This window comes from Sphingopyxis sp. GW821-FHT12F08 (genome assembly GCF_058806755.1).
Genome location: NZ_JBXAQA010000003.1, coordinates 149,205 through 175,762, shown reverse-complemented (window position 1 = coordinate 175,762; position 26,558 = coordinate 149,205). Strand labels below are relative to the sequence as shown.

At 66.5% G+C, this 26,558-nt stretch carries 27 protein-coding genes; 11 read left to right on the top strand and 16 right to left on the bottom strand.

Annotated elements, in window-relative coordinates; translation table 11 throughout:
* Positions 1 to 44: 44 nt before the first annotated feature.
* The 12 genes from AC1RNQ_RS09800 to coxB all read right to left on the bottom strand — a co-directional run bounded on the left by AC1RNQ_RS09800 (position 45) and on the right by coxB (position 12,679).
* Positions 45 to 3,059 carry a TonB-dependent receptor gene (locus tag AC1RNQ_RS09800; RefSeq protein WP_493170869.1) on the bottom strand — a complete coding sequence of 1,005 codons (3,015 nt, stop codon included), beginning with the start codon at positions 3,057 to 3,059 and terminating at the stop codon, positions 45 to 47.
* A 181-nt stretch (positions 3,060 to 3,240) separates the two neighbouring features.
* The gene (locus AC1RNQ_RS09795; protein WP_493170867.1) at positions 3,241 to 3,612 is read right to left on the bottom strand and encodes a PRC-barrel domain-containing protein; all 372 of its coding nucleotides are present in this window, start codon (positions 3,610 to 3,612) and stop codon (positions 3,241 to 3,243) included.
* A 255-nt stretch (positions 3,613 to 3,867) separates the two neighbouring features.
* The gene (locus AC1RNQ_RS09790; protein ID WP_493171362.1) at positions 3,868 to 4,746 is read right to left on the bottom strand and encodes a class I SAM-dependent methyltransferase; all 879 of its coding nucleotides are present in this window, start codon (positions 4,744 to 4,746) and stop codon (positions 3,868 to 3,870) included.
* Between the two features lie 4 nt (positions 4,747 to 4,750).
* Positions 4,751 to 6,148: a threonine synthase gene (thrC, locus tag AC1RNQ_RS09785; protein ID WP_493170865.1), complete on the bottom strand. Its 1,398-nt coding sequence runs from the start codon at positions 6,146 to 6,148 to the stop codon at positions 4,751 to 4,753.
* Positions 6,149 to 6,174: 26 nt separating this feature from the next.
* A complete protein-coding gene (locus tag AC1RNQ_RS09780; RefSeq protein ID WP_493170864.1) occupies positions 6,175 to 6,816 on the bottom strand; it encodes an SURF1 family protein in 642 nt (213 codons plus the stop codon).
* Positions 6,809 to 7,195: a DUF983 domain-containing protein gene (locus AC1RNQ_RS09775; RefSeq protein ID WP_493170863.1), complete on the bottom strand. Its 387-nt coding sequence runs from the start codon at positions 7,193 to 7,195 to the stop codon at positions 6,809 to 6,811. The genes AC1RNQ_RS09780 and AC1RNQ_RS09775 overlap by 8 nt, the downstream gene beginning before the upstream one ends.
* On the bottom strand, positions 7,196 to 8,071 hold the full coding sequence (locus tag AC1RNQ_RS09770) for a cytochrome c oxidase subunit 3 (protein ID WP_493170862.1): 876 nt from the start codon (positions 8,069 to 8,071) through the stop codon (positions 7,196 to 7,198). It lies immediately after the preceding gene.
* 83 nt (positions 8,072 to 8,154) lie between these two features.
* Positions 8,155 to 8,724 (bottom strand): cytochrome c oxidase assembly protein, encoded by a 570-nt coding sequence (locus AC1RNQ_RS09765; RefSeq protein WP_493170861.1) that lies wholly within the window; start codon positions 8,722 to 8,724, stop codon positions 8,155 to 8,157.
* Entirely contained in the window at positions 8,721 to 8,897 is a 177-nt protein-coding gene (locus AC1RNQ_RS09760; RefSeq protein WP_493170860.1) for a cytochrome c oxidase system small membrane protein, read from the bottom strand. Before AC1RNQ_RS09760 ends, AC1RNQ_RS09765 begins: the two co-directional genes overlap by 4 nt.
* Positions 8,894 to 9,805: a heme o synthase gene (locus tag AC1RNQ_RS09755; protein WP_493170859.1), complete on the bottom strand. Its 912-nt coding sequence runs from the start codon at positions 9,803 to 9,805 to the stop codon at positions 8,894 to 8,896. Before AC1RNQ_RS09755 ends, AC1RNQ_RS09760 begins: the two co-directional genes overlap by 4 nt.
* A 59-nt stretch (positions 9,806 to 9,864) precedes the next feature.
* Entirely contained in the window at positions 9,865 to 11,541 is a 1,677-nt protein-coding gene (gene ctaD, locus AC1RNQ_RS09750; RefSeq protein WP_493170857.1) for a cytochrome c oxidase subunit I, read from the bottom strand.
* Between the two features lie 16 nt (positions 11,542 to 11,557).
* A complete protein-coding gene (gene coxB, locus AC1RNQ_RS09745) occupies positions 11,558 to 12,679 on the bottom strand; it encodes a cytochrome c oxidase subunit II (RefSeq protein WP_493170856.1) in 1,122 nt (373 codons plus the stop codon).
* Between the two features lie 244 nt (positions 12,680 to 12,923).
* Between coxB and pyrE the strand changes: the two genes are divergently transcribed.
* Genes pyrE through AC1RNQ_RS09710 form a run of 7 tightly spaced genes read left to right on the top strand, consistent with a single transcriptional unit; the run spans position 12,924 to position 17,890 of the window.
* Positions 12,924 to 13,505, top strand: a complete 582-nt coding sequence (pyrE, locus tag AC1RNQ_RS09740; RefSeq protein WP_493170853.1) for an orotate phosphoribosyltransferase — start codon at positions 12,924 to 12,926, stop codon at positions 13,503 to 13,505.
* Complete coding sequence (locus AC1RNQ_RS09735; protein WP_493170851.1) at positions 13,502 to 14,575, top strand: serine hydrolase domain-containing protein; 1,074 nt, start codon at positions 13,502 to 13,504, stop codon at positions 14,573 to 14,575. The genes pyrE and AC1RNQ_RS09735 overlap by 4 nt, the downstream gene beginning before the upstream one ends.
* Positions 14,572 to 15,303: a pyridoxine 5'-phosphate synthase gene (locus AC1RNQ_RS09730; protein ID WP_493170849.1), complete on the top strand. Its 732-nt coding sequence runs from the start codon at positions 14,572 to 14,574 to the stop codon at positions 15,301 to 15,303. Before AC1RNQ_RS09735 ends, AC1RNQ_RS09730 begins: the two co-directional genes overlap by 4 nt.
* A complete protein-coding gene (locus AC1RNQ_RS09725) occupies positions 15,300 to 15,533 on the top strand; it encodes a hypothetical protein (RefSeq protein ID WP_493170847.1) in 234 nt (77 codons plus the stop codon). Before AC1RNQ_RS09730 ends, AC1RNQ_RS09725 begins: the two co-directional genes overlap by 4 nt.
* A complete protein-coding gene (gene acpS / locus AC1RNQ_RS09720; protein WP_493170846.1) occupies positions 15,530 to 15,931 on the top strand; it encodes a holo-ACP synthase in 402 nt (133 codons plus the stop codon). The genes AC1RNQ_RS09725 and acpS overlap by 4 nt, the downstream gene beginning before the upstream one ends.
* A gap of 12 nt (positions 15,932 to 15,943) precedes the next feature.
* Positions 15,944 to 16,783: a signal peptidase I gene (lepB, locus tag AC1RNQ_RS09715; protein ID WP_493170845.1), complete on the top strand. Its 840-nt coding sequence runs from the start codon at positions 15,944 to 15,946 to the stop codon at positions 16,781 to 16,783.
* A 12-nt stretch (positions 16,784 to 16,795) separates the two neighbouring features.
* Entirely contained in the window at positions 16,796 to 17,890 is a 1,095-nt protein-coding gene (locus AC1RNQ_RS09710) for an AI-2E family transporter (protein WP_493170843.1), read from the top strand.
* Between the two features lie 148 nt (positions 17,891 to 18,038).
* Here AC1RNQ_RS09710 and AC1RNQ_RS09705 read toward each other — a convergent pair whose 3' ends face one another.
* The 4 genes from AC1RNQ_RS09705 to AC1RNQ_RS09690 all read right to left on the bottom strand — a co-directional run bounded on the left by AC1RNQ_RS09705 (position 18,039) and on the right by AC1RNQ_RS09690 (position 21,951).
* Positions 18,039 to 18,578, bottom strand: coding sequence for an FKBP-type peptidyl-prolyl cis-trans isomerase (locus tag AC1RNQ_RS09705; RefSeq protein ID WP_493170841.1), 540 nt, complete (start codon positions 18,576 to 18,578; stop codon positions 18,039 to 18,041).
* A 290-nt stretch (positions 18,579 to 18,868) separates the two neighbouring features.
* A complete protein-coding gene (gene rpsU, locus AC1RNQ_RS09700) occupies positions 18,869 to 19,075 on the bottom strand; it encodes a 30S ribosomal protein S21 (protein ID WP_037510267.1) in 207 nt (68 codons plus the stop codon).
* Between the two features lie 184 nt (positions 19,076 to 19,259).
* Positions 19,260 to 19,820, bottom strand: coding sequence for a hypothetical protein (locus AC1RNQ_RS09695; RefSeq protein ID WP_493170839.1), 561 nt, complete (start codon positions 19,818 to 19,820; stop codon positions 19,260 to 19,262).
* A 64-nt stretch (positions 19,821 to 19,884) separates the two neighbouring features.
* Positions 19,885 to 21,951: a YadA-like family protein gene (locus tag AC1RNQ_RS09690; RefSeq protein WP_493170837.1), complete on the bottom strand. Its 2,067-nt coding sequence runs from the start codon at positions 21,949 to 21,951 to the stop codon at positions 19,885 to 19,887.
* A 313-nt stretch (positions 21,952 to 22,264) separates the two neighbouring features.
* Between AC1RNQ_RS09690 and AC1RNQ_RS09685 the strand changes: the two genes are divergently transcribed.
* The 4 genes from AC1RNQ_RS09685 (at position 22,265) to AC1RNQ_RS09670 (ending at position 26,338) form a co-directional block, all read left to right on the top strand.
* Entirely contained in the window at positions 22,265 to 23,029 is a 765-nt protein-coding gene (locus AC1RNQ_RS09685) for a class II aldolase/adducin family protein (protein ID WP_054729410.1), read from the top strand.
* Between the two features lie 27 nt (positions 23,030 to 23,056).
* The gene (locus tag AC1RNQ_RS09680; RefSeq protein WP_187138855.1) at positions 23,057 to 23,602 is read left to right on the top strand and encodes a (2Fe-2S)-binding protein; all 546 of its coding nucleotides are present in this window, start codon (positions 23,057 to 23,059) and stop codon (positions 23,600 to 23,602) included.
* Between the two features lie 135 nt (positions 23,603 to 23,737).
* Positions 23,738 to 24,760, top strand: coding sequence for an RcnB family protein (locus AC1RNQ_RS09675; RefSeq protein ID WP_493170835.1), 1,023 nt, complete (start codon positions 23,738 to 23,740; stop codon positions 24,758 to 24,760).
* A gap of 306 nt (positions 24,761 to 25,066) precedes the next feature.
* On the top strand, positions 25,067 to 26,338 hold the full coding sequence (locus AC1RNQ_RS09670) for a metal-dependent hydrolase family protein (RefSeq protein WP_493170832.1): 1,272 nt from the start codon (positions 25,067 to 25,069) through the stop codon (positions 26,336 to 26,338).
* Positions 26,339 to 26,558 lie beyond the last annotated feature (220 nt).

The following is a 26,558-nucleotide window of genomic DNA, read 5'->3' as shown; positions in this document are numbered from 1 at the left end:
GAGATGCGGCCCTCTCGCCAGGAACCCGGCGGGCGGAGCCGCCCTTAGAAGTTGAACCTGACACCCGCCGCGTAGCGGGCGAAGCCCGGCGAGGCGAAGGCGACGTTGTTTTTGTGGCGCAGGTGACCGCGGCGGCTTTCACCGGTCAGGTTGATCGCCTCGACGAATGCGGTGAAGCCCGGGATGAACTCGTAGCTCGCACTCGCGTCGATCTGCCAATATTCCTCTACATAGAAGGGGTTGGGACCCGTTCCTGCGAGGAATTTGTCGCGCCAGTTCCATGCGACGCGCGCCTGCAGCCCATTCTTGTCGTAATAGGCGACCGCGTTGGCGCTGTCGGAGAGGCCGGTCAGCGCGAACTGCGGCACGGTCGACGGCTTGCTATTGTCGTATTTCGCGTCGCCGCGCACGATCGTGTAGTTCAGCAGCACGCCGAAGCCCGTGTCCCAGAAGCTGTGCTGGAGCGCGAATTCGAAGCCGTGAATCTTCGCCGACTGGTCGCTGTTGATCGGCGTCGCGATCTCGAAATTGAGCAGCGGATCGTCGGGGGTACTGAAGATGATCCCGTCGCGGAGGCCATTGGCATCCTCGACCGGCAGGCCGGTGTTCGGATCGAGCCGCACCTGCACCGTGTTCGGATAGTTGCGGATGATGAAGTCGCGGATCTGCTGCGCGGTAGCGTTGGCCCCCAGCGACGCGAGCGCGGCATTGTAGCGCGGACCGAAGGCCGGCGTGCGCAGCCCGAAGGCTTCGGAGTCGATCCGCGTCGACGACAGGAAGTTCGACACGCGCTTGTGGAAGAAGCCCGCCGAAATATAGCTGTCGCGGGCATAATACCATTCCGCCGACAGGTCGATGTTCTTCGACTTGTAGGGAAGCAGCCCCGGGTTGCCCTGGCTGCCGCCGCCGCCGCCGATGCGGAACAGCGAGTCGATGGTGCGACCGCCCTGCAGGCTGGCATAGTCGGCGCGGGTGATCGTGTGGCTGTACGAGGCGCGCAGCTTCACATTCTCGATCGGCTCGATGTCGAAGTCGATCGCGGGCAGCCAGTGGTCATAATCGCCCTTGAAGCGCGTGAAGTCCGAATCGGGGCCATAGATGACGTTGAACTCGTTCGCGGCGACCCAGCTCGTCCCCGTGGGGATCGGCACGAGCGCCGAGGAATCGACGCTGGTATGTTCGTAGCGGACGCCCGCGGTCAGATGCGCCTGGCCGGCGCCGACGTCGAACTCCGTGCCCACCTGGAGATAGGGCGACAGCGTCTTTTCGGTCAGGCGGCGATCGACGGTATAGTTGGCGAGACAGGTGCCGGGCATCGCGCTGCCCGTCGCGGGATCGCTGCACACTTCGTACAGATCCTCGATCAGATCGGCCATGCGTTCGAAGTCGAACGTATAGAAGCTGGGGATGATGCCCGATGCGCCGTTCACCCCCTTGAACTTGTCGGGCAGCGTCTGGAGCTGGAAGATATCGTCGGGGATATCCGACGGCGGCCCCGCACCGCCCCAGGTGTCGTTCTGGATGAAACCATAGGCCGACCGGACCTTGTTCTCGATGTACGAGACGCCGAAATCGATGCTGTCGAGGAAGGCCCCGTCGTGATCGTAGCGGCCCTTGAGCTGAACCTGATCGATCGTGTCCTTGAAATAGGCGTTGCGAAAGGCGTTGCCCGTCGAGCGGATCAGCCCCGCGTTCAGCGGATCGATGCCCGGGTGCATGTTGTAGGAAATCACCGGCAGATCGGATTCGAAGTCGATCCGCTGGTTGGCGACGCCGAAGATCGCGTTGCCGACCGAGACGCTGGTCCCATATTTGTTCGTCGGCTTCGATTCGGCGGTCGAGTGGTGGAAGTCGAGCGCCATCGTCACCCCGCCGGGGGCATCCCAGGTGAGATTGCCGCCGAGCGACTTGTTCTCGGTGCGGTTCGCGACGAGCGAGCCGCTGTACGACAGATCCTTGTTCTCGCCCGCGCCAAAGGCTTCGGAATAGAAGATCGGGCCCGCGACGGGACCGTCGGTCCAGCTGCTCGAGGTGTTGTTGTGGTTGAACCACACGCCGACATTGCTGTTCCGCACTTCGACGGTGTTGCGCGAATAGGTGTAGTCGATCGTCGCGGTGAGCGAGTCGATCGGGCGGAATTGCAGCACCGCCTGGCCGTTGATGCGCTCGCGGTTGATGTCGTTGAGGTCGTAGGAGGCGTTCTGGGGCACCTGGTAGACGTCGGTCGCGTCGGGACGGTTGGTGATCTGCGCGAAGCGCGGATCGGCGGGGTTCTGGGTCAGCGAGCCCCAGTTGTTTTCATTGCCCAGATAGCCGTCGCGCCAGCCGACGTTCGCGGTGTTCACGCTCGCCTTGCGCTTCTGCCACGAACCCGCGATCATGATGCCGATGCGGTCGTCGGCGAAGGTGGTCGACAGGATGCCCGACACTTCGGGGGTGATCGGATTGCCCTCGTTGCGCGAGCTATCGTAAACGCCCTTCACCGCGAGGCTGCCCGACAGGCCGGGCTTGTCGAGCGGGCGCGGGGTCTTGATGTTGATCGACGAGCCGATGCCGCCCGAGGGGATGGCGGCGCGGCCGGTCTTGTACACCTCGACCGAGGCGATGCCTTCAGATGCGAGATTGGCGAAGTCGAACGAGCGCGACGAGGGCGCGCTGGCGCCGTCGCCGAGCGACGAGGTCGGCATCGCGCGGCCGTTCAGCGTGACGAGGTTGAATTCGGGGCCGAAGCCGCGAACGGTGACGAAGCTGCCCTCGCCGTTCGAGCGGTCGATCGACACGCCCGAGATGCGCTGGAGCGATTCGGCGAGATTGGTGTCGGGGAACTTGCCCATGTCTTCGGACGAGATCGCATCGACGACGCCCTGGCCTTCGCGCTTGATATCCGCCGAGGCCGCAAGGCTGGCGCGGATGCCGGTGACGACGATTTCGTCGCCGTCTGCGACGCCCTCAGCCGGCGGCGCGTCCTGCGCCATTGCGACCTGCGCCATGCCCATCAACGCCACCGCCGATGTGCCGGCCAGAATCCTGGCGAGCCGAAGCTTATGCGAAGCCTGCATCCCATTCCCTCCCGTTTAACCGCTCGTTTTTCGGCGGCATTTCTTCAATGTGAACGTTATCTAAATGAGAACGTTCTCATTGTCAACGCGGGTCGCATTGCATTCCTATGCAATCGGAAGGTCTGTGGCGAGGGGCGCCGCGAAGCGGGCGGACGGATCACTCCGCCCGCCCCGCACCGGATCAGAGCATCGGGTAGCTCAGCCCGTAATAGCCGTAGATCGTCCGGCCATATTCGTCGGTATATTCGGGGGTGTCGTCGACGCCGTAGCGCGGCGCACCGGTCACCTGTTCCTTGCTGATGTCGACGACATAGCCGCCCTTGGTCGTGTCGTAGGACAGCATGTCCCAGGGAATCGGATAATGGTCGCTGCCAAGGCCGAAGAGGCCGCCGAACTGGAGCACCGCATAGTCGGCCTTGCCCGAATATTTGTCGATCATGACATTGGCGATGGTACCGAGCTTTTCATCCTGCGGATTATAGACCGCGGTGCCCTCGACCTTGTCGGAGGCGATGAGGCGGTTGGTTTCGCTGCGTTCGAGTGTGTCGGCCATGATGCGTCTCCTTGCTGGGCGGAGGCGGATCGCGGGCGAGAGGGAGTCGGCCCGCGCCGCCCCCAGTTCCGAGCAACGGCGCGCGCGGAACGGAGTTGCTCCGCTCATCGCAAAGGATCGTCCGTTGGAAGCTTCGAGCCGAGCGACATTCATCTAGGTGCTCACCCCTCCCTCTCCCAGCGGGAGAGGGAGGGAGGCGCGAAGCGCCGGAAGGGTGAGGGTCAACGCCGGTACGACGAGATCACATCATCCCGATCAGCGGCTCCAGCGCGCAAAGATCGCGGTCGGGAGCAGCAGTCCCCGCGCCTCTTCGCGCACTGCGAGTTCGCCGCATTCGACCTTGCCCGGCAGGTCGGCGAAGAGCTGGTTCAGCAGCTCGCCGATCGCGAGCGCCGACATGCGCACCGCATAGACGGTGAGGAACAAGGCGCGGCTGTCGGCATCGAGCAATTGGCGGCAGTCGGCGAGCAGCGGCGCGAGCCCCTCCTCGAGCTGCCAGCGTTCCTGGTTCGGGCCGCGGCCGAATTTGGGCGGGTCGAGCAGGATCGCGTCATAGCGCTTCTTGCGCCGCACCTCGCGCGCGGTGAATTTGCCGGCGTCGTCGACGATCCAGCGCACCGGCTTGTCGGCCATGCCCGCGAGCGCGGCATTTTCGCGCGCCTGCGACACCGACTTCTTGGACGCGTCGACATGCGTCACCGAGGCGCCCGCGGCGGCGAGCGCCTGACTGCCGACGCCGGTGTAGCCGAACAGGTTGAGGAAGGCAGGGTCGGGCTTGTCCGCGAGCCTTTCGCGCAGCCAGTCCCACACCGGCGCCATGTCGGGGAAGAAGCCGAGGTGGCGGAACGGCGTGCACGACGCGGTGAAGCGCGTCTCGCGCCAGCCGAGCGGCCAGCCCTCCTGCGGCACGGGCTTGTTGTAATACCAGCGACCGCCGCCGTCGTCGTCCGACGCGGGGACGAACTCGCCATCGGCCTGATCCCATTCGCTTTGCGGCAGCGCGGGCGCCCACATCGCCTGCGGCTCGGGGCGGATGAAGCGATAGCGGCCATAGCGCTCGAGCTTGCGCCCGTTTCCGCTGTCGACCAGCCCATAATCGTCCCACGCCTCGCCGACGAGCGTGACGAGGGGCAGGAGCTCAGCCACGCGCGGCTTCCGCGAGGATGAAGTCCTTGACTGTGCCATAGTCGCCGGGGAGCCTGGTGTAGCGTTCCTCGCGGTCGAACAGGTTGCCGAGCCGCGCGGGCAGCGCCGGACGCACGCCGGTCGCACGCTCGACCGCCTCGCGGAACTTCGCCGGGTGCGCGGTCGCGAGGGTGACGACAGGGATGTCGGCATCGATGTCGAGCTGGCGTGCCGCGGCGAGGCCGACCGCGCTGTGCGGATCGATGACCTGCCCGCCCTTCTCCTGCGCCCAGCGCAGCGCGAGCGACATGCTGTCGCCGTCGATGCTGGCGCTGGAGAAGAGGGTGCGCGCGCCGCTCAGCATGTCGGCGGGGATCGTCATCGCGCGCTTCGCGTCGAACTCGCCCATCATGCCGGTGATCGCCCCGCCGTCGCGGCCCGACAGATCGAACAGCAGCCGTTCGAAATTGCTGCTGACCTGGATGTCCATGCTCGGCGTCGCGGTCGGCGTCACGGTTCCGGCGCTGTAGTCGCCGCTGGTGAGCGCGCGATGCAGGATGTCGTTGACGTTGGTCGCGACGACGAGCCGGGCGATGGGGAGGCCCATCTGCGCCGCGACATAGCCCGCGAAGACGTCGCCGAAATTGCCTGTTGGGACCGCGAACGCCACCGGGCGGTCGGGGCCGCCGAGGCGGACCGCGGCGTAGAAATAATAGACGACCTGAGCCATCAGCCGCGCCCAGTTGATGCTGTTCACCGCCGACAGCGTGACCTGGCTCCGCGCCTCTTCGTCGCCGAACAGGCGCTTCACCATCGCTTGGGCATCGTCGAAGCTGCCGTCGATCGCGATATTATGGACGTTGGGGGCGAGCACGGTGGTCATCTGGCGGCGCTGGACGTCGCTGACGCGGCCCTCGGGGTGGAGCATGAATATCTGGATATGCTCGCGCCCCGCGACCGCCTCGATCGCCGCCGAGCCGGTATCGCCCGAGGTCGCGCCGACGATCGTGATGTCGGTGCCGCCGCCGGCGAGGAATTTCTCGAACAGCTGGCCGAGCAATTGCAGCGCGACATCCTTGAAGGCCAGCGTCGGCCCGTGGAACAGTTCGAGCAGCCAGTGGCGATGGTCGAGCTGGACGAGCGGGGTCACCGCGTCGTGGCTGAAGCGGCCGTAGGCGGCCTTGCACAGGGTACGCAGCTCGTCCTCGGAGAGCACGTCCGCGACGAAGGGGGTCATCACGCGCACCGCGGTTTCGACATAGTCGAGGCCGGCGAGCGCACGGATCTCGTCCTGGCTCAGTTGCGGCCATTTCGCCGGCACATAGAGGCCGCCGTCGCTGGCGAGGCCCGCGAGGGTGGCGGCGCGAAAGTCGAGGGTCGGCGCAGAGCCGCGCGTGCTGATATAGTCCATGGCGCCCCGCGCCTAGCCGCCTGCGATCAAGGCCGCAAGCGGCGGCGCACGGCGATGATGTAGATGACCAGCGCAGAGATCGCGAAGAAGAACCATTGCCCGGCATAAGCGAGATGGTTGTTCGGCGTATCGGCGGCCGAGGGCACCGCGCTCGGCCGCAGCCCCGGCGCCGGCACGTCGGCGACGAGCAGCGCGCGCGCGGGCATCGCCTTGCCCGTCAGCCGCTCGATCATCGTCGGCTGTTCGGGACCGGGGACGATCGTGCCCTGCACGATACCGCCCTTCCACACCGGCGGCTTGAAATCGTCGGCGGTACCCATGTCGACCAGCACGCCGGGTCCCTCGGCGCCGGTGCGGCAGTCGGCGATCATGCGGATGCCGTTCTTGCCCGCGCGGTCGGTCCCCCCGCGCTGGTCCCAGCGCACCGGCTCGAGGCAGGTGACGCTGCTCTTGCGATAGAGCATCGCATCGGGAACCGGCGGCAGTTCGGGATAGGTCACCATCGACGACATCGCCATGTTGCGCTGGAAGAGCGCGATCAGCGCTTCCTTCTCGCCCTTGCGCTGCCATTGCCAGACGCCGAGCGCGATCATCGCCGCGACCGCGGCGAGGACGAGAATCGTCGGGATCACCGGCCAGCGGCGCGGGCCTTGCGCGGGATCAGTCATCTTTTACCTTCCCTTCGGCCGCCTGGCGCTGATGCTCGCTGGCGAGCAGCGCCGCCTTGCCGACGCGCAGGCCATAGATCACCGCGACGAACGTCAGCGGCACCCAGAGCAGGACATGCACCCAGAACGGCGGGTTGAGCGCCGTATCGAGCGTCAGCGCGGCGGCGATCAGCAGCGCGCCGATGATCATCGTCAGGAACGCCGCGGGTCCGTCGCCGACATTGTAGCGGCCATTATCCAACCCGCACGACGGGCAACGCTCGCGGAACTTGGCGGGCCATTCGAACAGCCCGGGCGCGCCGCATTCGGGGCAGAGCGCAAAAAGGGCAGCGCGCCAGACCGGCGGCTGCCCCTTTTGGCTTTGGTCGGATGCCGTCACTTAGTGCGCGGCGACCGGTGCGCCCCAGCCGCCCCAGACATAGACGATGATGAAGAGGAACAGCCACACGACGTCGACGAAGTGCCAGTACCAGGCGGCGGCTTCGAATCCGAAGTGCTGCTGGGGGGTGAAGTGGCCCTTGTAGCTGCGCACGAGGCAGACGCTCAGGAAGATCGTGCCGACCAGCACGTGGAAGCCGTGGAAGCCGGTCGCCATATAGAAGGCCGAGCTGTAATTGCTCTGGCCGAAGGCGAACGGCGCATGGGCATATTCATAGGCCTGGATCGAGGTGAAGATCGCGCCGAGGATGATCGTCGCCCACAGGCCCTTCTTCAGGCCCTCGCGGTCGCCGTGGATCAACGCGTGGTGCGCCCAGGTGATCGTCGTGCCCGAGCAGAGCAGGATCAGCGTGTTGAGCAAGGGCAGCGAGAAGGCGTCGATCACTTCGATGCCCTTCGGCGGCCACATGGTGATCGCGGTCGCGCCGTCCTGGCCGAACAGCGAGGTCACGCCGTCGGCGGTGACTTCGATCGGCACCGGGAACAGCGAGAAGTCGAACCACGCCCAGAACCAGCCGACGAAGAACATCACTTCCGAGGCGATGAACAGGATCATGCCGTAGCGCAGGTGGAGCTGGACGACCGGGGTATGGTCGCCGCTGTGCGCCTCGTTGATGACGTCCGACCACCAGCTGAAGAAGGTCGCGATCACGCCCATGAAACCGAGGCCGAGGACCCATTTGCCGGCGGCGCCGAAATGATCCTCGTGCATGAACATGACCAACCCGAAGAACATCGTCAGCGCCGCGACCGAGCCGATCAGCGGCCAGACGCTGGGGTTTACGAGGTGATAGTCATGATGTTTGGCACCGGACATGGCGTGTTTCCCGTTTTTAGCAGCCCCAGCATCGCGATTCCCCATCGCCCGCCGGTCTTGTTAAGACTCTGTCGATGGCGGCCTTAGCTCGCCTTTTTGCCCCCGTCTACCGGCTCTACAGGATGGAAGGTGTAGCTGAGGGTGATTTCCTGGATGTCGCGCGCGTCGGGATCGTCCATGATCGCGGGATCGACGAAGAACAGCACCGGCATGCGAACCTGCTGCCCCGGCTCGAGCTTTTGCTCGGTGAAGCAGAAGCACTGGATCTTGGTGAAATATTTGCCCGCCTGCGTCGGCGTGACGTTGAAGCTGGCGGTCCCGGTGACGGCATGCGCCGACTGATTCTCGGCGATGAAGATCGCCATGTCGCGCGCGCCGACGCTGACCGTGTCGGTCGGATGCTCGGGGTGGAATTTCCACGGCAGCCCCGGCGACACATTGGCGTCGAAGCGGATCGACATGGTGTTGCTCAGCACCTGCGGCGTCGCCGCGGCGGCGACGGGATCGTAACGCTGCGTCGTTCCGCCGAAGCCGGTGACGCGGCAGAACAGGTCGTAGAGCGGCACCGCCGCGAAACCAAGGCCCACCATCGCCACCGCGAGCAGGCCCGCGAGGCTGGCTGTCTTCGCATTGGGGGACAGGCGCGCGATCATTGGAAGATCTGCATCTTCGCGATGGTGATCAGGAAGAACAGCACCGCGAGCGCGATCAGCAGCACCCCCATCAAATTCGCGCGGCTGCGCTGGCGGCGGCGATATTCCTGTTCGTCGAACGGCGGAGGCGTCGCCTCGGCCGGGTCGGGGGCGTCTTTGTTCAGATCGGTCATAGCGGCCACCAATGGTCGGCGACGACCGCGCCGAACAGAATGAAGAGATAGGCGATCGAGAAAGCGAAGAGCCGCTTTTCGGGCAACATCGCATCGGCCTCGCGCGTGGTGCGTGTGCCGACCTGGACCGAGAGCGCGACGAAGATCGCCGACATCAGGATCGCGGTCCAGCCGTAGAGCGCGCCGGTGTAGCCGAGCGGCCAGGGCGCGATCGCCCCCGCCGCCATGATGACGGCGTAGAAGAGGATCTGGCGCCGCGTCGAGGTCTCGCCTGCGACGACGGGCATCATCGGGATGCCCGCGGCGGCATAGTCCGAGCGCATGAATAGCGCGAGCGCCCAGAAATGCGGCGGGGTCCACAGGAAGATCAGCAGGAACAGCAGCACCGGCAGCGGCGCGACGCTGCCCGTCGCGGCGACCCAGCCGATCAGCGGCGGAAAGGCGCCCGCCGCGCCGCCGATGACGATATTCTGCGGCGTCCGCGGCTTCAGCCACATCGTGTAGACGAAGACGTAGAAAAGGATCGAGACGAGCAGCAGCAAAGTCGCCTGCCAGTTCGACGCGAAGAGCATCAGGAACAGCGAGAAGGCCGCGAGCCCGACCCCGAACTGCAGCGCGGTCTGCGGGTCGAGCCGTCCGGCGGGCAGCGGCCGCCCGGCGGTCCGCTTCATCTTGGCGTCGAGCCCCGCCTCATACCATTGGTTGAGCGCGCCCGAGGCCCCTGCCCCCAACGCGATCGCGAGGATCGACGCGAAGGCGAGCACCGGATGCACGTCGCCCGGCGCGGCGAGCAGGCCGCACAGCGCGGTGAACACCACTAGCGACATGACGCGCGGCTTGGTCAGCGCGAACAGGTCGCGCCAGTCGGCGGGGAGGGCCGTTTCGCCGTGGGTCAGGCTCTGCGCCATGCTAACTCCGGCCTGCGGGGTCGCGCCCCCTGCCGGATGTCAGCAGGGGGCGATACCGATCAGGCGATACGCGGCAGTTCGTTGAACTGGTGGAACGGCGGCGGGCTGGGCAGCGTCCATTCGAGCGTCGTCGCGCCTTCGCCCCACGGATTGTCGGCCGCCTTCTTGCCCGCGAACAGGGCCCAGCCGATGTTCAGGAAGAAGAAGATCATGCCGACGCCCATGATCACATAGCCCCACGACGAGACGAGGTGCCAATAGGCATAGGCTTCCGCATAGTCGGGGTAGCGGCGCGGCATGCCCTGCTGCCCCAGGAAGTGCTGGGGGAAGAACAGGACGTTGACGCCGATGAAGAAGACCCAGAAGTGCAGCTGTCCGAGGAACTCGTTGTACATCCGGCCCGACATTTTCGGGAACCAGTAATAGAAGCCGGCGAAGAGCGAGAAAACCGCGCCCAGCGACAGCACATAGTGGAAGTGCGCGACGACATAATAGGTGTCGTGGAATGCGGTGTCGGCGCCCGCATTGGCGAGCACCACGCCGGTCACGCCGCCGACGGTGAACATGAAGATGAAGCCCATCGCCCAGACCATCGGGGTCTTGAAGCTGACCGAGCCGCCCCACATGGTGGCGATCCAGCTGAAGATCTTGATGCCCGTGGGAACCGCGATGACCATCGTCGCGGCGGTGAAGTACATCTTGAGGTTCACGCTCATGCCGACGGTGAACATGTGGTGCGCCCACACGATGAAGCCGACGACGCCGATCGCGACCATGGCATAAGCCATGCCGAGATAGCCGAACACCGGCTTCTTGCTGAAGGTCGAGATGATCTGGCTGACCATGCCGAAGCCCGGCAGGATCATGATGTAGACTTCGGGGTGGCCGAAGAACCAGAAGAGATGCTGGTAGAGCACCGGATCGCCGCCGCCCGTGGCATCGTAGAAGGTGGTGCCGAAGTTGCGGTCGGTGAGCAGCATCGTGATCGCCGCGGCGAGCACCGGCAGCGCGAGCAGCAGCAGGAAGGCGGTGACGAGGATCGACCACACGAACAGCGGCATCTTGTGCAGGGTCATCCCCGGCGCGCGCATGTTGAAGATGGTGGTGATGAAGTTGACCGCGCCAAGGATCGAAGCCGCGCCCGCGAGATGGAGCGAGAAGATCGCCATGTCGACCGCGGGCCCTGCCGAGCCGCTGGTCGACAGCGGCGCATAGACCGTCCAGCCGGTGCCCGCGCCGAGCCCGCTGCCGCCGGGGACGAAGCTCGACCCCAGGAGCATCACGAAGGCGACGAAGGTCAGCCAGAAGGACACGTTGTTCATGCGCGGGAACGCCATGTCGGGCGCGCCGATCATCAGCGGCACGAACCAGTTGCCGAACCCGCCGATCATCGCGGGCATGACCATGAAAAAGACCATGATCAGGCCGTGCGCGGTGATCAGCACGTTCCACAGATGCTTGCCCTGCACCTCACCCGCGGCGGGGTCGAGGAAGGCGGCCCAGCCCTGGAGATACTGGATGCCGGGATGCGCCAGTTCGAGGCGCATCATGCCCGAAATCGCGCCGCCGACGATGCCGGCGACGATCGCGAAGATCAGGTAGAGGGTGCCGATGTCCTTGTGGTTCGTGGACATGAACCAGCGGACGAAAAAGCCCGGCGTGTCGTGATCATGGTCGTCATGCGCGTGAGCATGATCGTGGCCATGCGCGGGTGCAGTCGCTGCGATATCGGTCATCTGTCGGACCCCTTGATTATTTCTTGGCGGCCGAGGCAGCGGCGGGAGCCGCAGCCGGCGCTGCTTCGGTCGTGGCGGCGGCAGGGGCCGCAGCGGGGGCGGCGGCCGGCGTCGCAGCGGCGGGCGCCGGCGCGGCCGCGGCGGGGGCCGCGGGCTTGGGCGCGGGATCGCCGCCCTTCGAACGGACCCACGCTTCCCACTTTTCGACCGGGAGAACCTCGACGGCGATCGGCATATAGCCGTGGTCGACGCCGCAAAGCTCCGAACACTGGCCGTAATAGACGCCAACCTTGGTCGCGGTGAAGGTCGTCTCGTTGGCGCGGCCCGGGACCGCGTCCATCTTGGTCCAGAAGGCCGGGACCGCGAAGCTGTGGATCACGTCGGCGCCGGTGATGATCAGCTTCACCTGGCGCCCGACGGGGACGACCATGCGGTTGTCGACCGCGAGATGATAGGGCTCGCCGGCGGCCTTGGCCTGCTCTTCGGTCAAAATCTTCGAGACATATTCGGCGATACCCTGGTCGGGATAGGCATAGCCCCAATACCATTGATAGCCGGTGACCTTGATCGTCAGCGCTTCCTTCGACGGCGGCTCATATTGCTTGGCGAGCAGGCGGATCGACGGCACCGCGATCACCGCGAGGATGAGCACCGGAATCGCGGTCCAGATGATCTCGATGAAGGTGTTGTGCGTCGTCTTCGACGGCACCGGGTTCGCCTTGGCACGGTAGCGGACGACCACCCAGAGCAGCAGGCCGAGCACGAAGATCGAAATGCCGAAGATCACCGGCACCAGGATGACATGGTTGAACCAATAGGCATCCTCGCCGATGGGGCTGACCTGCGGCTGGAAATCGATGCCTGCGTCGATCGGCTGGCCGACGCCGGGCGTGGGCTTCATCGGCACATAGGTCGCGTCGCCGGCCGGCGCAGCGGCCTTGGTCGCCTCGGTTGCCGCCGGAGCCGCGGTCAGCGCCGCCACCACGGGGGCCAGCGGGGCCGGATTCGCCGTCGTCGTGGCCGCGGGGACCGTGGCGGGTGCCGCCGCCGGCGCTGCCGCCTGGCCTGCGCCAACCGCGCCGAGCGACAAAGCCGCCGCGATTAGCGCCTTCATTACAGGGGTTTTCAAGCTCTTCATAAGGATAGTGCCGCCCGTTGCCTGTTGTTCTTATCGATGCTTCATTCCCGCCGAAAGGGCACCGGACATGCGTCGCGGCAGCCGTCCGGCGGGCTGAATCTCGCGGGCGCTATAGACCCGCTTGCCGCTTGCCTCAAGCATCTCTAACACTATTTTACGGCTGGCAAATCTGCCCGCCCCAAACCCCGCCGCACACCCCGCCCGACCAGGGGCGCGGCGTCCTGAACAAAAGACCCATTCTCCCATGACCGACGACGAAATCCTGGCCGAATTCCGCGCCGCCGACGCGCTGCTGCAGGGACATTTCCTGCTCTCCTCGGGCCGCCACAGCGAATATTATCTGCAATGCGCGCGCGTGCTGATGGACACCGAGCGCGCCGGGCGGCTCGCCATCGCGCTCGCCGCCAAGCTGCCGCGCGAGCTTCGCCAGGCGATCGACATCGTCGTCTCGCCCGCGATGGGCGGGGTGATCATCGGGCACGAAATGGGCCGCGCATTGGGCAAGCCCGCGATCTTCGTCGAGCGCCCGACGGGCAGCTTCGAACTGCGCCGCGGCTTCACGATTCCCCAAGGCGCGAAAGTGCTGATGGTCGAGGATGTCGTGACCACCGGCCTGTCGTCGCGCGAAGCGATGGCGTGCGTCGCCGGGGCGGGCGGCGACGTCGTGGCCGAAGCCGCGCTGGTCGACCGATCGGCGGGCAGCGTCGACCTCGGCGTTCCCTTCTACCCGCTCGTCGCGATCAATTTCCCGACCTATGCCGAGGACGAACTGCCGCCCGAATTGGCCAAGAGCAAAGCGGTGAAACCCGGGAGCCGCGCGAATTGACGATCCGTCTCGCCCTTGCGGCGATGATGATGGGGCTGCCCGGCGCGGCGGCCGCGGCTGCGCCCGTCGATGTCGATGCCGACGCGATCATCGTCCGCGCCGAGGCGGCGAAGTTCGACGGGGTGATCCTGATCGGCGAAGCCGACGGCCGATATCGCATCCTGACACCGCCAGCCGGTTCGGCACTGGCCGACGCGACATGGCGCTGGGCGTCGATCACCAAGCAGCTGGCGGCGGTGATCGTAATGCAGGAAGTCGCCAGGGGGACGCTCGACCTCGACGCGCCGGTGACGCGCTACTGGCCCGAATGGAAAGCCCCCGAAGGTGCGAATATCCGCATCCGCGACCTGCTGCTCCACAACAGCGGCCTGCCCCAGCCCGACACCAGCCCCGCCGACGCCGACGGCGTGCCCTCCTTCTATCGCGCGTCGGCCGCGACCCCCGATAGGGCCGCCGCCGGTTTCTGCGCCGGCCCGGCCCGCGCGGCGGCACCCGCCAAGTACGACTATAATAATTGCGACACGATCGTCCTCGCCGAAGTCCTGCGCCGCATCACCGGGAGCGATTTCGCCGCGCTGCTGCAGGGCCGCCTCGCCGCGCCGCTGGGCATGAAGAGCCTCGGCGTCTATCCGCTCGGCGGCGCGCCGGGCCATGTCGTTCCGACCGGCGAATATGCCGATCTCGACCCGCTGCTGAACCTCGGCGTCTACGGCGCCTCGGGCGGCGCCTATGGCACGATCGCCGACCTGTGGCGTTTCGACCACGCGCTGATGAAGGGCGATCTGTTGCCCGAGCCGGCGCGCGCGGCGATGTGGCAGAGCGAGCGCAGCAACGGATTTTACGGGTTCCAGCAATGGATATTCCCCGCGACGCTCGCGGGCTGCGATGGCGAGACGCAGGTCGTCGAGCGACAGGGACAGATTGCCGGCTTCGAACATCGCAACTATCTGCTTCCCGCCAGCGGCCGCGCGGTGATCTTCTTCTCGCGCCACCGCCCCGCCGATTATGGCGATCCCTGGGAAGGCAAAGGGTTCGCTTATGATATTTTGTCGAAAGTGAATTGCCGATGAGCTCGCGCCTGCGCCTGGGGGTCAATATCGATCATGTCGCGACGATCCGCAACGCGCGCGGCGGCGAGCATCCCGATCCGGTGCGCGCGGCCGAAATCGTCGCGGCGGTCGGCGGCGACGGCATCACGGCGCATCTGCGCGAGGATCGGCGGCATATCCGCGACGACGACCTCGCGCGTATCCAGGCGGCGACCGACCTGCCGCTCAACCTCGAAATGGCGGCGACCGACGAGATGGTCGAGATCGCGCTGCGCCATGCCCCGCACGCCGCGTGCATCGTCCCCGAAAAGCGCGAGGAGCGCACGACCGAGGGCGGGCTCGACGCCGCAGGGCAGCACAACCACCTCGCGCCGATCGTCGCCCGCCTGTCCGATGCGGGCATCCGCGTCAGCCTGTTCATCGAACCCGATCCGCGCCAGATCGAGGCCGCGATGCGGCTGCGCGCGCCCGTCGTCGAGTTCCACACCGGCCGCTACGCGCATGTCGAGGGCGCGGAGCGCGCCGCCGAGCTGCGCCGGATCGCCGACGCCGCGGCGCTGGCGTGGAAGAACGGCATCGAGCCGCACGCGGGCCACGGCCTCACCTATGACAATGTCGTGCCCATCGCCGCGATCCCGCAGCTCGCCGAGCTCAACATCGGCCATTATCTGATCGGCGAGGCGATCTTCACCGGGCTCGACACCGCGGTGCGCCGGATGCGCGATCTGATGGACGAGGCGCGCGGGTGAAGGCGGGCAGCCAAGCCTTGTGGTTTTGGGCGACCGCCGTCTGCAAGGCGATCATGTTGCTGCTTGGCACCCTGATCCTTTGGAAAGTCGGCGTCGGCCTTTATCGCGACGCCGTGGTCGACCTCGGCAGCCTGCCCGCCCTCTTCGCCGCCTCTGCCGCAATCTATCTCTTGTCGTGGGCAATCTGGCGCAACGCCCGAGCCTCAGAAGCTCGAAAGACGCGTCCATGATCATCGGCCTCGGCTCCGACCTCTGCAATATCGAGCGGATCCAGAATTCGCTCGACCGCTTCGGCGAGCGCTTCGAGAAGCGCGTCTTCACCGAGGTCGAGCGCGCCAAGGCGGCGCGGCGGCCGTTCACGCGCGCCGGCACCTATGCCAAGCGCTTCGCCGCCAAGGAGGCTTTTTCGAAAGCCGTCGGCACCGGCTTCAAGCGCGGGGTGTTCATGAAGGACATCGGCGTCGTCAATGCCCCATCGGGCGCGCCGACGCTGGCGCTGACCGGGGGCGCCGCCGAACGGCTCGCAGCGATGATCCCCGCGGGGCACACCGCGCATATCCATCTGACGCTGACCGACGACCATCCCTGGGCGCAGGCATTCGTCATCATCGAGGCGCTGAAAGATTAGACAAGGACCGACATGGCGAAGAACAAGGAAAAGGGCGAGGAAAGCTGGGGCAAGTTCAGCCGCGACATCGCGGTGATCCTGCTGCTGGTGCTCGGCATCCACAGCTGCGCGGCCAAGCCCTTCTATATCCCCTCCGATTCGATGATGCCGGTGCTGCTGAGCGGCGACCGGCTGCTGGTCAGCAAATATCCCTATGGCTGGTCCTATGCCTCGGTCAGTTTCCACCTCGCGCCGAAGATGGCGGGGCGCATCTTGGCCAAGCTGCCCGAGCGCGGCGACATCGTGGTGCTCGAGCATCCGGTCGACCGCACCGACTATATCAAGCGCGTGATCGGCCTGCCCGGCGACACGATCGAGATGCGCGATGGCGCGCTGGTGCTCAACGGCACACCCGTGAAGCGCGAGGTCCAGCCGATGATGGCGATCCCGGTCGATACCAACACGCCCTCGTTCGACAGCAGCCTGAAAAGCCTGATCCGGACCGACGCCGAGGGCCGCGCCACGCTCGAACTGCCGATCTACCGCGAGACGCTACCCGGCGGCGCCTCCTATGACACGATCGATATGGGCGATTATGAAGTCGACCATTTCGGGCCGTACAAGGTCCCGGCCGGCCATCTGTTCCTGATGGGCGACAACCGCGACGGCAGCGCCGACAGCCGCGTCAAGGTCAGCCAGAAGGGGCTCGGCGGTGCGGTGCCGTTCGACGCGATCGCCGGCCGCGCCGAAATCGTCACGTTCTCGACCGACGGCACCGCAGAATGGTACAACCCGATCACCTGGTTCAGCGCGCTGCGATCGGGCCGCGCGGGAACCGATCTGACCCCCGAGCGTGAGGGCATAGCGAAGTAGGGAGTGAGCGGCATGGCGGATACCGACGGTAAGGCCAGAGTCCGCGCCCGCGCCGAGGCGCCCGGCCCCACCGAGATCCGCAGCCAGCTGGTCCGCACCGAATTGCTGAAGGCCGGCGTCTGGCTGGGCCTCGCGCTGCTCGTCGGCGCGTGCATCATCCTGATCCAGCCGATCCTGCTGATCTTCGCGGGCATCGTCGTCGCGGCGATGCTCGACGGCGGCACGCGCCTGCTCGGGCGCATCCTGCCGATCGGGCGCGGATGGCGGCTGATGATCGTCTGCCTGCTGCTCGTCGCCTTCCTCGGCTGGACGGTAATGTTCGCGGGTTCGCAGATCGCCGACCAGGTCGCGACCTTCCAGCGCGTCGTGATGGCGCAGGTCGAGCGGCTGGCCAATTGGGCGAGCGAGCACGGCATGGGCAATTTCCAGCTCGACGCCAAGACGATCTCCGACAATCTGGCGGGAACCGTCGGCCGCGTCACCGCGGCGGTCGGCTCGGTCGTCGGCGCGCTGACCAGCGCGGTGATGATCGTCGTGCTCGGCATCTTCATCGCGATCGAACCGCGGCTCTACGAACGCGGGGTCGCGTGGATGCTGCCAATGAAGAGCCGCGAGAATTTCTATATCACCACCGCGCGCATGGGCTTCACGCTGCGCCGGCTGATGGCGGGACGGCTGCTCGGCATGGCGGTCGAGGGGGTCGGCACCTGGCTCGCCTGCCTCGCCTTCGGCGTGCCGATGGCGGCGCTGATGGGGCTGCTCACCGGGTTGCTCGCCTTCATCCCCAATATCGGCGCCATCGTGTCGGGGATGCTGCTGGTGCTCGTCGGCTTTTCGGCGGGGACCGACACCGGGCTCGCCGCGATCGTCATCTATCTGGTCGTCCAGACCGTCGACGGCTATCTGATCGTCCCGATGGTCGCGAAGCGCACGGTCGACCTCGCCCCCGCGCTGGTGCTCGGCGCCCAGATCTTGCTGGGGGCCCTGCTGGGGATCATGGGGCTGGCGCTCGCCGATCCGATCGTCGCGATGATCAAGGTCGCGCTGGAACGCGAGGCCGAGCGCAATGCGGGCGCAGCACCCGAAACAAAGGCGGCGGCCGGATAACTAAACACCAGGGATCTTACGTGCCCAAATAGAACCGTAGCCCTGAGCCTGTCGAAGGGCGCTTCTCGGCGAGGCGCCCTTCGACAGGCTCAGGGCTACGGTGACGGAACAGGCCCGTCGCTTTCGTTTGTGAGATTAGCCGACCGCCTTACGGCTGCGGCGGAACCGCGCCCGGCGGCGGGCCGCCCGGTGCGCCGGGACCGCCCTGCATCTGCTGCATCATCTGTTGCTGCTGCATCATCTGCTGCTGCATCGCGCGCACTTCGGCCTCGGTGCGATAGTCGAGCAGTTCGACGTCGAAATGCAGCGTGCTGTTCGCGGGGATCGGCCCGGTCGCCTTGTCGCCATAGCCGAGCGCGGGGGGGATGGTGACCTTGTACTTGCCGCCCTTCTTCATCTTGACCAGCGCCTGCGAAAAGCCGGGGACGACCTGCGACACCTGCATCGGCGCCTGTTCGTTGGCGTCGAACACCGTACCGTCGTCGAGCTTGCCTTCATATTTGAGGAGCACGACGTCGGCCTTGGTCGGGCTGAGGCCGGTGCCTTCCTTGACGACCTCGAACCCGATGCGCGGGGTCGATTTGATCGCAAAGCCGATCGCCACCGCGATCAGCGCGGCGACGCCGAACCACATCAGCCACAGCCCGCCCTTGCTCACCGGGCGCAATGGAACCGTCGTCACGCTCATCGTCTGATCCTTCCCCTGCCGCCAAGATCTTTGGCGCGGCAAAATGTTGCGCCAGCCTATAGGCGTAGCGGCAAGGGACGGTCCAGAGGGAAGTTCGGCGGGGCGGCGGGAAACGCTGGCCGCTTCGGCGTGGATTCCCGGTCATTAAACCCCTCCTCTTCAGAGGAGGGGCTTGGGAACATCCGCAGCCACCCGAAACCGCCCCTCACCGCCGTCCGCCAACGAAAAAGGGCGCCGCGTTGCCGCAGCGCCCCTTTCACGATCAGGATCCCGAACGGGAGTGACGGGTCTTACTTGATCCCGTCGCGCTCCATCCGCTTGCGCTCCATCTTGCGGGCGCGGCGGACGGCGGCGGCGTGCTCGCGCGCACGCTTTTCGCTCGGCTTCTCGTAATGACGACGCAGCTTCATCTCGCGATACACGCCCTCACGCTGCAGCTTCTTCTTGAGCGCGCGAAGGGCCTGGTCGACATTATTGTCGCGAACGATGATCTGCATAAACCGTCTCGTCTCCTGTTCGTCAAAACGACCCCGACCGGGAGGATATCCGGTTCATCATGAGTCGCCGATATTCGGGCAATAAAAAGAGCGCCACGAACCCGCGACGTTCCGATGGAGCGCCACTAAAGGGATTCGCGGCCAAATGCAAGCCCCTGCGCGGCGGCAGGGGCCGAAAACGTGGCTACTGCCCGCCTCGGCGCCGGGCGTCGGGCACCACGGGGCCCGAACCCGGCTGCTGCGTGGCGAGCGGCATCGGCGAGATCGCGACCCCGAACAGCCGCCACTTGCCGTTATACCACTGGAATTCGAAGTCGAAGGCGACCGCGGTCGGGCGCAACCCGAAACTGCCCCGCACGCGCAGGATATTGCCCGCGCCGACCTGCGGCGCGCCGTTGTAGACGGGCGCGAGCAGCAGGCTGTTCGACAGGTCGACGCGATTGTCGCGCAGCGAGGCGAAGATCTGCCCCAGCCGCGACGGATCGTTGGCGATCTGGAACGCCGGCGAGCTGATGTCGCGCAGCACCGAATAATTGCCCGACTGGTTGGCGTGGTCGATCGCGGTGATCGTCGACCAGATCAGCTTGGCGAGTTCGAGATCGCCGGGCACGGGCATCGCCGCGACGGGCGGCGCTGCGGCGGCACCGGTCTGCGCCTGCACCGGCGACGCGATCGCGAGCAGCGCGGCGGACAAAGAAAAAGCGGCCGCTTTCGCACCGCGTTTCGAAGGGATGATGCTGTCCATAAAATCCATCATGAAAGGGCGATGCTCCCTTGGCAAGGAAGCATCGCCCGATTTCATCGCAAGCTTACCAGACGACCTGGAAGCCGCCGCGCGCGCCGATCTCGCCCGAGTCGAAGCCCGCGCCGACGCCGGCCGAGAAGGTGGCCTTCTCGCTGATCCGCGCGGTCAGCGCGACCGATCCGGCGGTGCGGTCATTATAGTAGCCGATGCCGCCCGACAGGCCGAACTTGGCATCGGCGGGCAGCGACGGGGTTTCCATCGACAGCGCCAGCGCCACACCCTCGTTGGCGAGACGCGCCTGCCGCGCATTTTCGCCCGACTGCGCGAACAGCGTGTTGATCTGACCGGTGTGAATGGCCGTCAAGCCCTGCAGCGCAGTGACATTGGCGTTGGTCGCGGCCAGCGCCGCGGCCGTCGCCAGGCTGGCGACCGTCGGACCCGCGCCCAGCGTGCCCGACGCATCGACGGTGGCGACACTGATCGTCCCCGTCTGCGCGGCGGTGCTGGCGGCGAGGTCGCCGACCGTCACGCTGCTGCCCGCACCGCCCAGCTTGACCTGGCCCGCGCGGTTGGTGGTGGCGCCGAAGCCGATCGCGGTCGAATTGTCGAACGCGGCATTGGCGTTCTTGCCGACCGCGGAGGCGTTGATCCCCGCTGCATTGGCCTGGTGACCCACGGCAAGGCTGAGGTTGCCGCTCGCGACCGCCTGCCAGCCGAACGCCTGCGCGCCGCGACCCGAAGCGACCGATTCGCCGCCGACGGCGGTCGAATGGAAGCCCGAGGATAGCGCGCCCTGGCCGACCGCCACGGCATCCTCGTCGGTTGCACGCGCGAAGCTGCCGACTGCGGTCGAGGTAAAGCCCGATGCGAGGGCCGAGTCACCAAGCGCATGCGCCTGCTGTCCCGAAGCCACCGTCTGCGTGCCGGTCGCGGTCGAGAAGTCGCCGGTGGCGCTGGCGACGGCGCCGACCGCGACCGACTGAATGCCCGACGCGACCGCCTGGGCTCCGAGCGCCGTCGAAGCGGTACCGCTGGCGTTCGCGAGCTGGCCGATGGCCGTCGACAGCGTGTTGCTCGCGCTCGCCGCGTCGCCGATGGCGATCGAGGAGGCGCCGCTGGCGCTGGCGGCAAAACCGCCGGCATAGCTGTTGCTGCCCGCCGCATTGGCGTTCTTGCCGACCGCGGTCGCCTGCAGCCCCGACGCATTGGCCTGATGGCCGATGGCGGCGCTGAGGTTGCCCGTCGCCGACGACTGCCAGCCGAACGCCTGCGCGCCGCGGCCCGAGGCGAGCGATTCGCCGCCGACGGCGGTCGAGTGGAAGCCGCTGGCCGTGGCGTTATCGCCGATCGCTACCGCATCTTCGTCGCTGGCCGTCGCGAGATTGCCAACAGCCGTGCTGGTGGTGCCGCTCGCTTCGGCCAACCGTCCGATCGCGGCCGAAGCGTCGCCGCTCGCCAGAGCGGCCGTGCCTATCGCTATGCCATCGTCGCCGCTGGCGGTCGAGCTGTTGCCGATCGCCACGCCGCTGGTACCCGATACGGTGTTGAACGCACCGACCGCGACACCGAACGCACCGGTATCGGCAATCGTGTTGAAATCGCCAACCGCGGTTGCGCCGGTAGCACCGGCTGCGATTTGGCTTCCCGTACCGACCGCGGTGCTGAAACCCGCTGCCGCGATCACCGGCCGCGACGCAACGCCCCCGCTGCCGAGCGCGGTCGACGAACGGCCGCTGGCGACCGCCGCGTCACCGACGGCAACGGTGTGCGTGTCCGACGCCTGGCTTTGCACGCCGACGGCGATCGATCGCGTGCCGCTCGCGGTCGAGAGATAGCCCAGCGCCGAACTGGCGGAGCCCGATGCGGTTGCCGTGGAGCCGACCGCGGTCGATCCGCTGGCATTGGATTGCGCATTGGCGCCGACCGCGGTCGAATTATTGCCCTGCACCAGCGTGTTCGGGCCGCAGGCAAGCTGCGTGTCGTTCGACGAGATCGCACCGCCGTCGGTGTCGCCGGCATCGGCCACGCCATTGTTGTTGGTGTCGAGAATGCATTCGGCCGCCTGTGCGGGCGTCGCCGAAAAGGCCGAATAGGCCGCCAGCGCCAGTACCGACGCGGACAGTTTGATCATGGTACGCATTTCACCCTCACTCCCCAAAACGCGGGCAGCAGGAGGCCGCACCGCGAAAACACGCGCTGCAACCAGCATGAGGGAATGGCCGGGTCGGACCATGCGCACGCACGCCAGCGGACCACATTGCCTCTTCGGACAAATGGAAGCCCCGCAGCTCGACCCGATTCGAAGCCTGACGATTAACGCTACCGACGTCAACGTTTTATCGCTTTTGTTAACCAGTCCGCCGCAGCCGCCCGCGGGATTGTGCACGCGCCCCCGGCTGTGGCATAGGTGGCACAACGAAACCGACTGCGAAGAGGATCAGGCGATGGCGACCCAGCTGAAGCGCAACAGCAAATATAGCGAAGCCGAATGGACGGCACGGCAGGAGCTGGCCGCCTGCTACCGCATCTTCGCGATGATGGGCTGGGACGAGATGATCTTCAACCACATCACGGTGAAGCTGGAGGATCAGGAAGGCGCCTTCCTGATCAATCCCTATGGCATGCATTTCAGCGAAGTGACCGCGTCGAGCCTGATCAAGATCGACATCGACGGCAACAAGCTGGACGAGGATAACCCCTGGCACGTCAACAAGGCGGGCTTCGTCCAGCACAGCCTGTTCCACCGCGTGCTGCCCGACGCGCATGCGATCATCCATACCCACACCACCGCGACGATGGCGGTGTGCGGGCTCGAAGGCGGGCTGCAGCCGACCAACTTCTATGCCTGCAACTTCATGGGCCAGCTCGCCTATCACGACTTCGAAGGCGTGACGGTGCGCGAAGAAGAAGGCGAACGGCTGGTCGAGCATCTCGGCAACAAGCGCATCCTGATGCTGCGCAACCACGGCCCCGTGGTGATGGGCAAGTCGCTGAGCGACGCCTTCATCAAATATTGGGCGCTGCAGCGCGCGTGCGAGATCCAGCTCGCGACGATGAGCATGGGCAAACCGATCCTCGTCGACGAGGAAGTGATCAAGGTCCACCAGCGCGACCTCTACATGGCGGCGATCCCGGGCCAGTCGGGCAAGGCCGAGTTCGACGCGATGGTGCGCAAGGTCGACAAGATCGACACGAGCTGGCGTGACTAATCGGACGGGGCCGCTACTAGGGGCCTTATGACGCGCTTTTCGGTCAACGACCGCCCGATCGAATATCGGATGGATCCCGAGACGCCCCTCTTGTGGGCGCTGCGCGACGCGTCGAACCTGACGGGCACCAAATATGGCTGCGGCACCGGCGAATGCGGCGCGTGCACCGTCGATATCGACGGCGAGGCGATCCGCAGCTGCCTGGTCACCATTGCCGAATGCGAAGGCCGCTTCGTCACCACGATCGAGGGGCTGACCCGCGATCGCAGCCACCCGGTGCAGCAGGCGTGGGTCGCGGAGCAAGTGCCGCAATGCGGCTTCTGCCAGTCGGGGATGATCATGGCCGCCGCAGCCTTGCTGCGCACCAACAGCAACCCCAGCGATGCCGAGATCGATGCGGCGATGACCAACATCTGCCGCTGCGGCACCTATCCGCGCATCCGCGGCGCGATCAGGCGCGCCGGGCGCGTGCTGCGCGGCGAGGAGCGTATCGCCGCCGCCCCGCCGCCGGGCATCCGGCCGCAGGATGCCGCGGGCGCGGTGCCCGCGATGCGCGCGCCGCCGGAACACTGAAACCCCGCCGTTCATCTAGCTGAACCGCAGGCAACATTGCGGTTCAGCGGTGACTCATCTTGCCGCCGGTAAATATCGTTTCATCTTCCCGGTCGGCCCTTTGCCGCCCATGGGACCCGAGTTCGGAGACAAGAGATGAAGAAGTTTATCGGAGGGTTGCTGATCGCCGCGACGATGCTCACGCCGATCACGCCGGTCCTGGCGCAGGCGCGCGAGGGTCAGCAACTGGCGCAGCGCGGCGACGGCGATCGTGGTAATCGCGGCGGCAATCGCGGTCCCGGCGCCAACCGCGACAACCGCGGCGGCGATGCCCCCCGCGCCCAGCGCCAGCAGGTGCGCCAGCCGCAGGTCCAGCGCCAGCAGGTCCAGCGTCAGCGCGATGCTGCGCCGCGCCCGCAGCAACAGCAGCGCCGCGACTGGTCGCTGAACCGCGACCGCCCGGCGCCGCAGGTCCGCCGCGACGGCAATGCCCAGGTGCAGCGTCAGCAGGCCCAGCGCCAGCAGTGGCAAGGCCAGCGCCAGGACCGCAACCGTGGCGCCGCCGACCGCAATCGCAATGGCGGCGCCTATGACCGCAACCGCGACGGCCGCGTCGACCGCCAGTGGGACCGCAACCGCAACGGCCAGGTCGACCGGCGCTATGACCGCAACGACAACAACCGCGTCGATCGCCGCTACGACCGCAATCGCAACGGCGACCTCGACCGCCGCTGGGATCGCAACGACAACGATCGCATCGACCGGCGCGACCCGCGGTACGATCGCAACCGCGACGGCCGGATCGACCGGCGCTACGACCGCAACGACAACAACCGCGTCGACCGCCGCTATCGCGACAACCGCGGCTCGAACTGGAACCGCGGCTGGCGAGGCGACAACCGTTACGACTGGCGCAACTATCGCCAGCGCTACGGCAACCACTATCGCCTCGGCAGCTATTATTCGCCGTACCGCAACCATCGCTACACGCGGTTCAGCATCGGCTTCAGCCTGAACTCGTTGTTCTACAGCCAGCGCTACTGGATCAACGATCCCTGGTATTATCGCCTGCCGCCCGCCGACGGGGGATATCGCTGGGTCCGCTATTATAACGACGTGCTGCTCGTCGACACCTACAGCGGCGAAGTGGTCGACGTGATCTACGATTTCTTCTGGTAATAGCTTTCGGTTATCAGCGGACAAACTGTAGGGGCCGGGTTTCCGGCCCCTCTTTTCGTGCGCCGAACCGATGTTGGTTTTCGGGCGGGGACGGTCGTCCTTCTCCCCTCCCTGCAAGGGAGGGGTTGGGGGTGGGTGGCCGCCGAAGGCGGCGCTCTTCCTTCTTGCTCGCTGCGCTCGCTACCCACCCCTAACCCCTCCCTAAAAAGGGAGGGGAAAATCCGTCGCAAACCGCCTCTCCCGTTTGCCCCCTTGCCCTCCCCCGCGCGGCGCGCCACCTTGGCTGCACAGAACAGGGGAAATCTCATGCGTAAACTGGGACTCGTCGCCGCGGCGACACTGGCGCTGCTCGGCACGACCGCCGCCGCCAAGACCACAATCATCTATGCCGGACGCGTCATCGCCGATGCCGACAAACCGGCGCTCGGCGCCTCGACCGTCACCGTCGCCGACGGCCGTATCGTCTCGATCGTCGACGGCCGCACCCCTGCTCCCGCGGACGCCGAAGTCGTCGATCTCGGCGACAAGACGCTGCTCTCCGGCCTTATCGACCTCCATGTTCACCTGACCGGCGATCCCGGCGGCGATTATCGCAGCGAGGCGGTCGATCCCGAAGAATGGGGCGTCGTCGTCGGGGTCAAGAACGCCGGCATCACGCTGCGCGCGGGCTTCACCACGGTGCGCGAGGCGGGGTCGGCGCAATATAGCGCCTATTCGCTCCGCCGCGGCACCGCGAACGGCTTCATCCAGGGACCGCGGATCATCGCCGCGGGCCCGGCGCTGTCGATCGTCGGCGGGCACGGCGACGTCACCGGCTTTCGCGAGGACGTCCACGGCGTGCTCGATTACGGCTATACCTGCACCGGCGCGGTCGAATGCGCCGAAAAGGTGCGCAAGGCATCGCGCGCCGGCGCCGACATCATCAAGATCACCGCGACCGGCGGCGTGCTGTCGCAGCAGGGCCGCGGGCTCGAGGGGCATTTCAGCCGCGCCGAACTCGACAGCATCGCATCGACCGCGCATTCGCTGGGGCTGAAGGTCATGGCGCATGCGCATGGCGCGCGCGGGATCGAGGATGCCGCCGCGGCGGGCATCGACACGATCGACCATGGCACCTTCGCCGACGACGCGGCGCTCAAGGTGATGAAGGCGAAGGGCACCTATCTGGTCCCGACGCTGATGGCGTTCGAGGGGATCAAGGAGCGGCTCGGCAAGAATATCTACACGCCCACAGTGGAGGAAAAGGTCCGCATGACGATGGGGAGCGTCGGCAAGGCGGTGACCCGCGCCAAGGCGCTCGGCGTCCCCGTCGCCTTCGGCACCGACGCCGGGGTGTTCGAGCATGGCCGCAACGGCGGCGAGTTCGCGCTGCTCGTCGCCAACGGCCTCACGCCGCGCGAGGCCATCGCGGCGGCAACGACGGTCGCGGCGAAGGCGCTGTCGATGGAAAGCGAAATCGGCCGCATCGCGCCGGGCATGTCGGCCGACCTGATCGCGGTGTCGGGCGATCCGCTGGCCGACGTGCGCGTGCTCGAAAAGGTCGAATGGGTGATGGCGCGCGGACGGATCGCGGAATGATACGGGACTGGCGGGAGCGGACAAGAGCGATCCTCCCCCAAGGGGGGAGGGGGACCACCCGAAGGGTGGTGGAGGGGCACAGGAGGTTTGCGTAACGCCAAACCGACAAGCCGCTCATTTCCAGCCGCGGATCTGCAGTGCGTTACCTGACCGGCAAGACAAACCGCCTGTGCCCCTCCACCAGCTTCGCTGGTCCCCCTCCCCGTGCCGGGGAGGATCG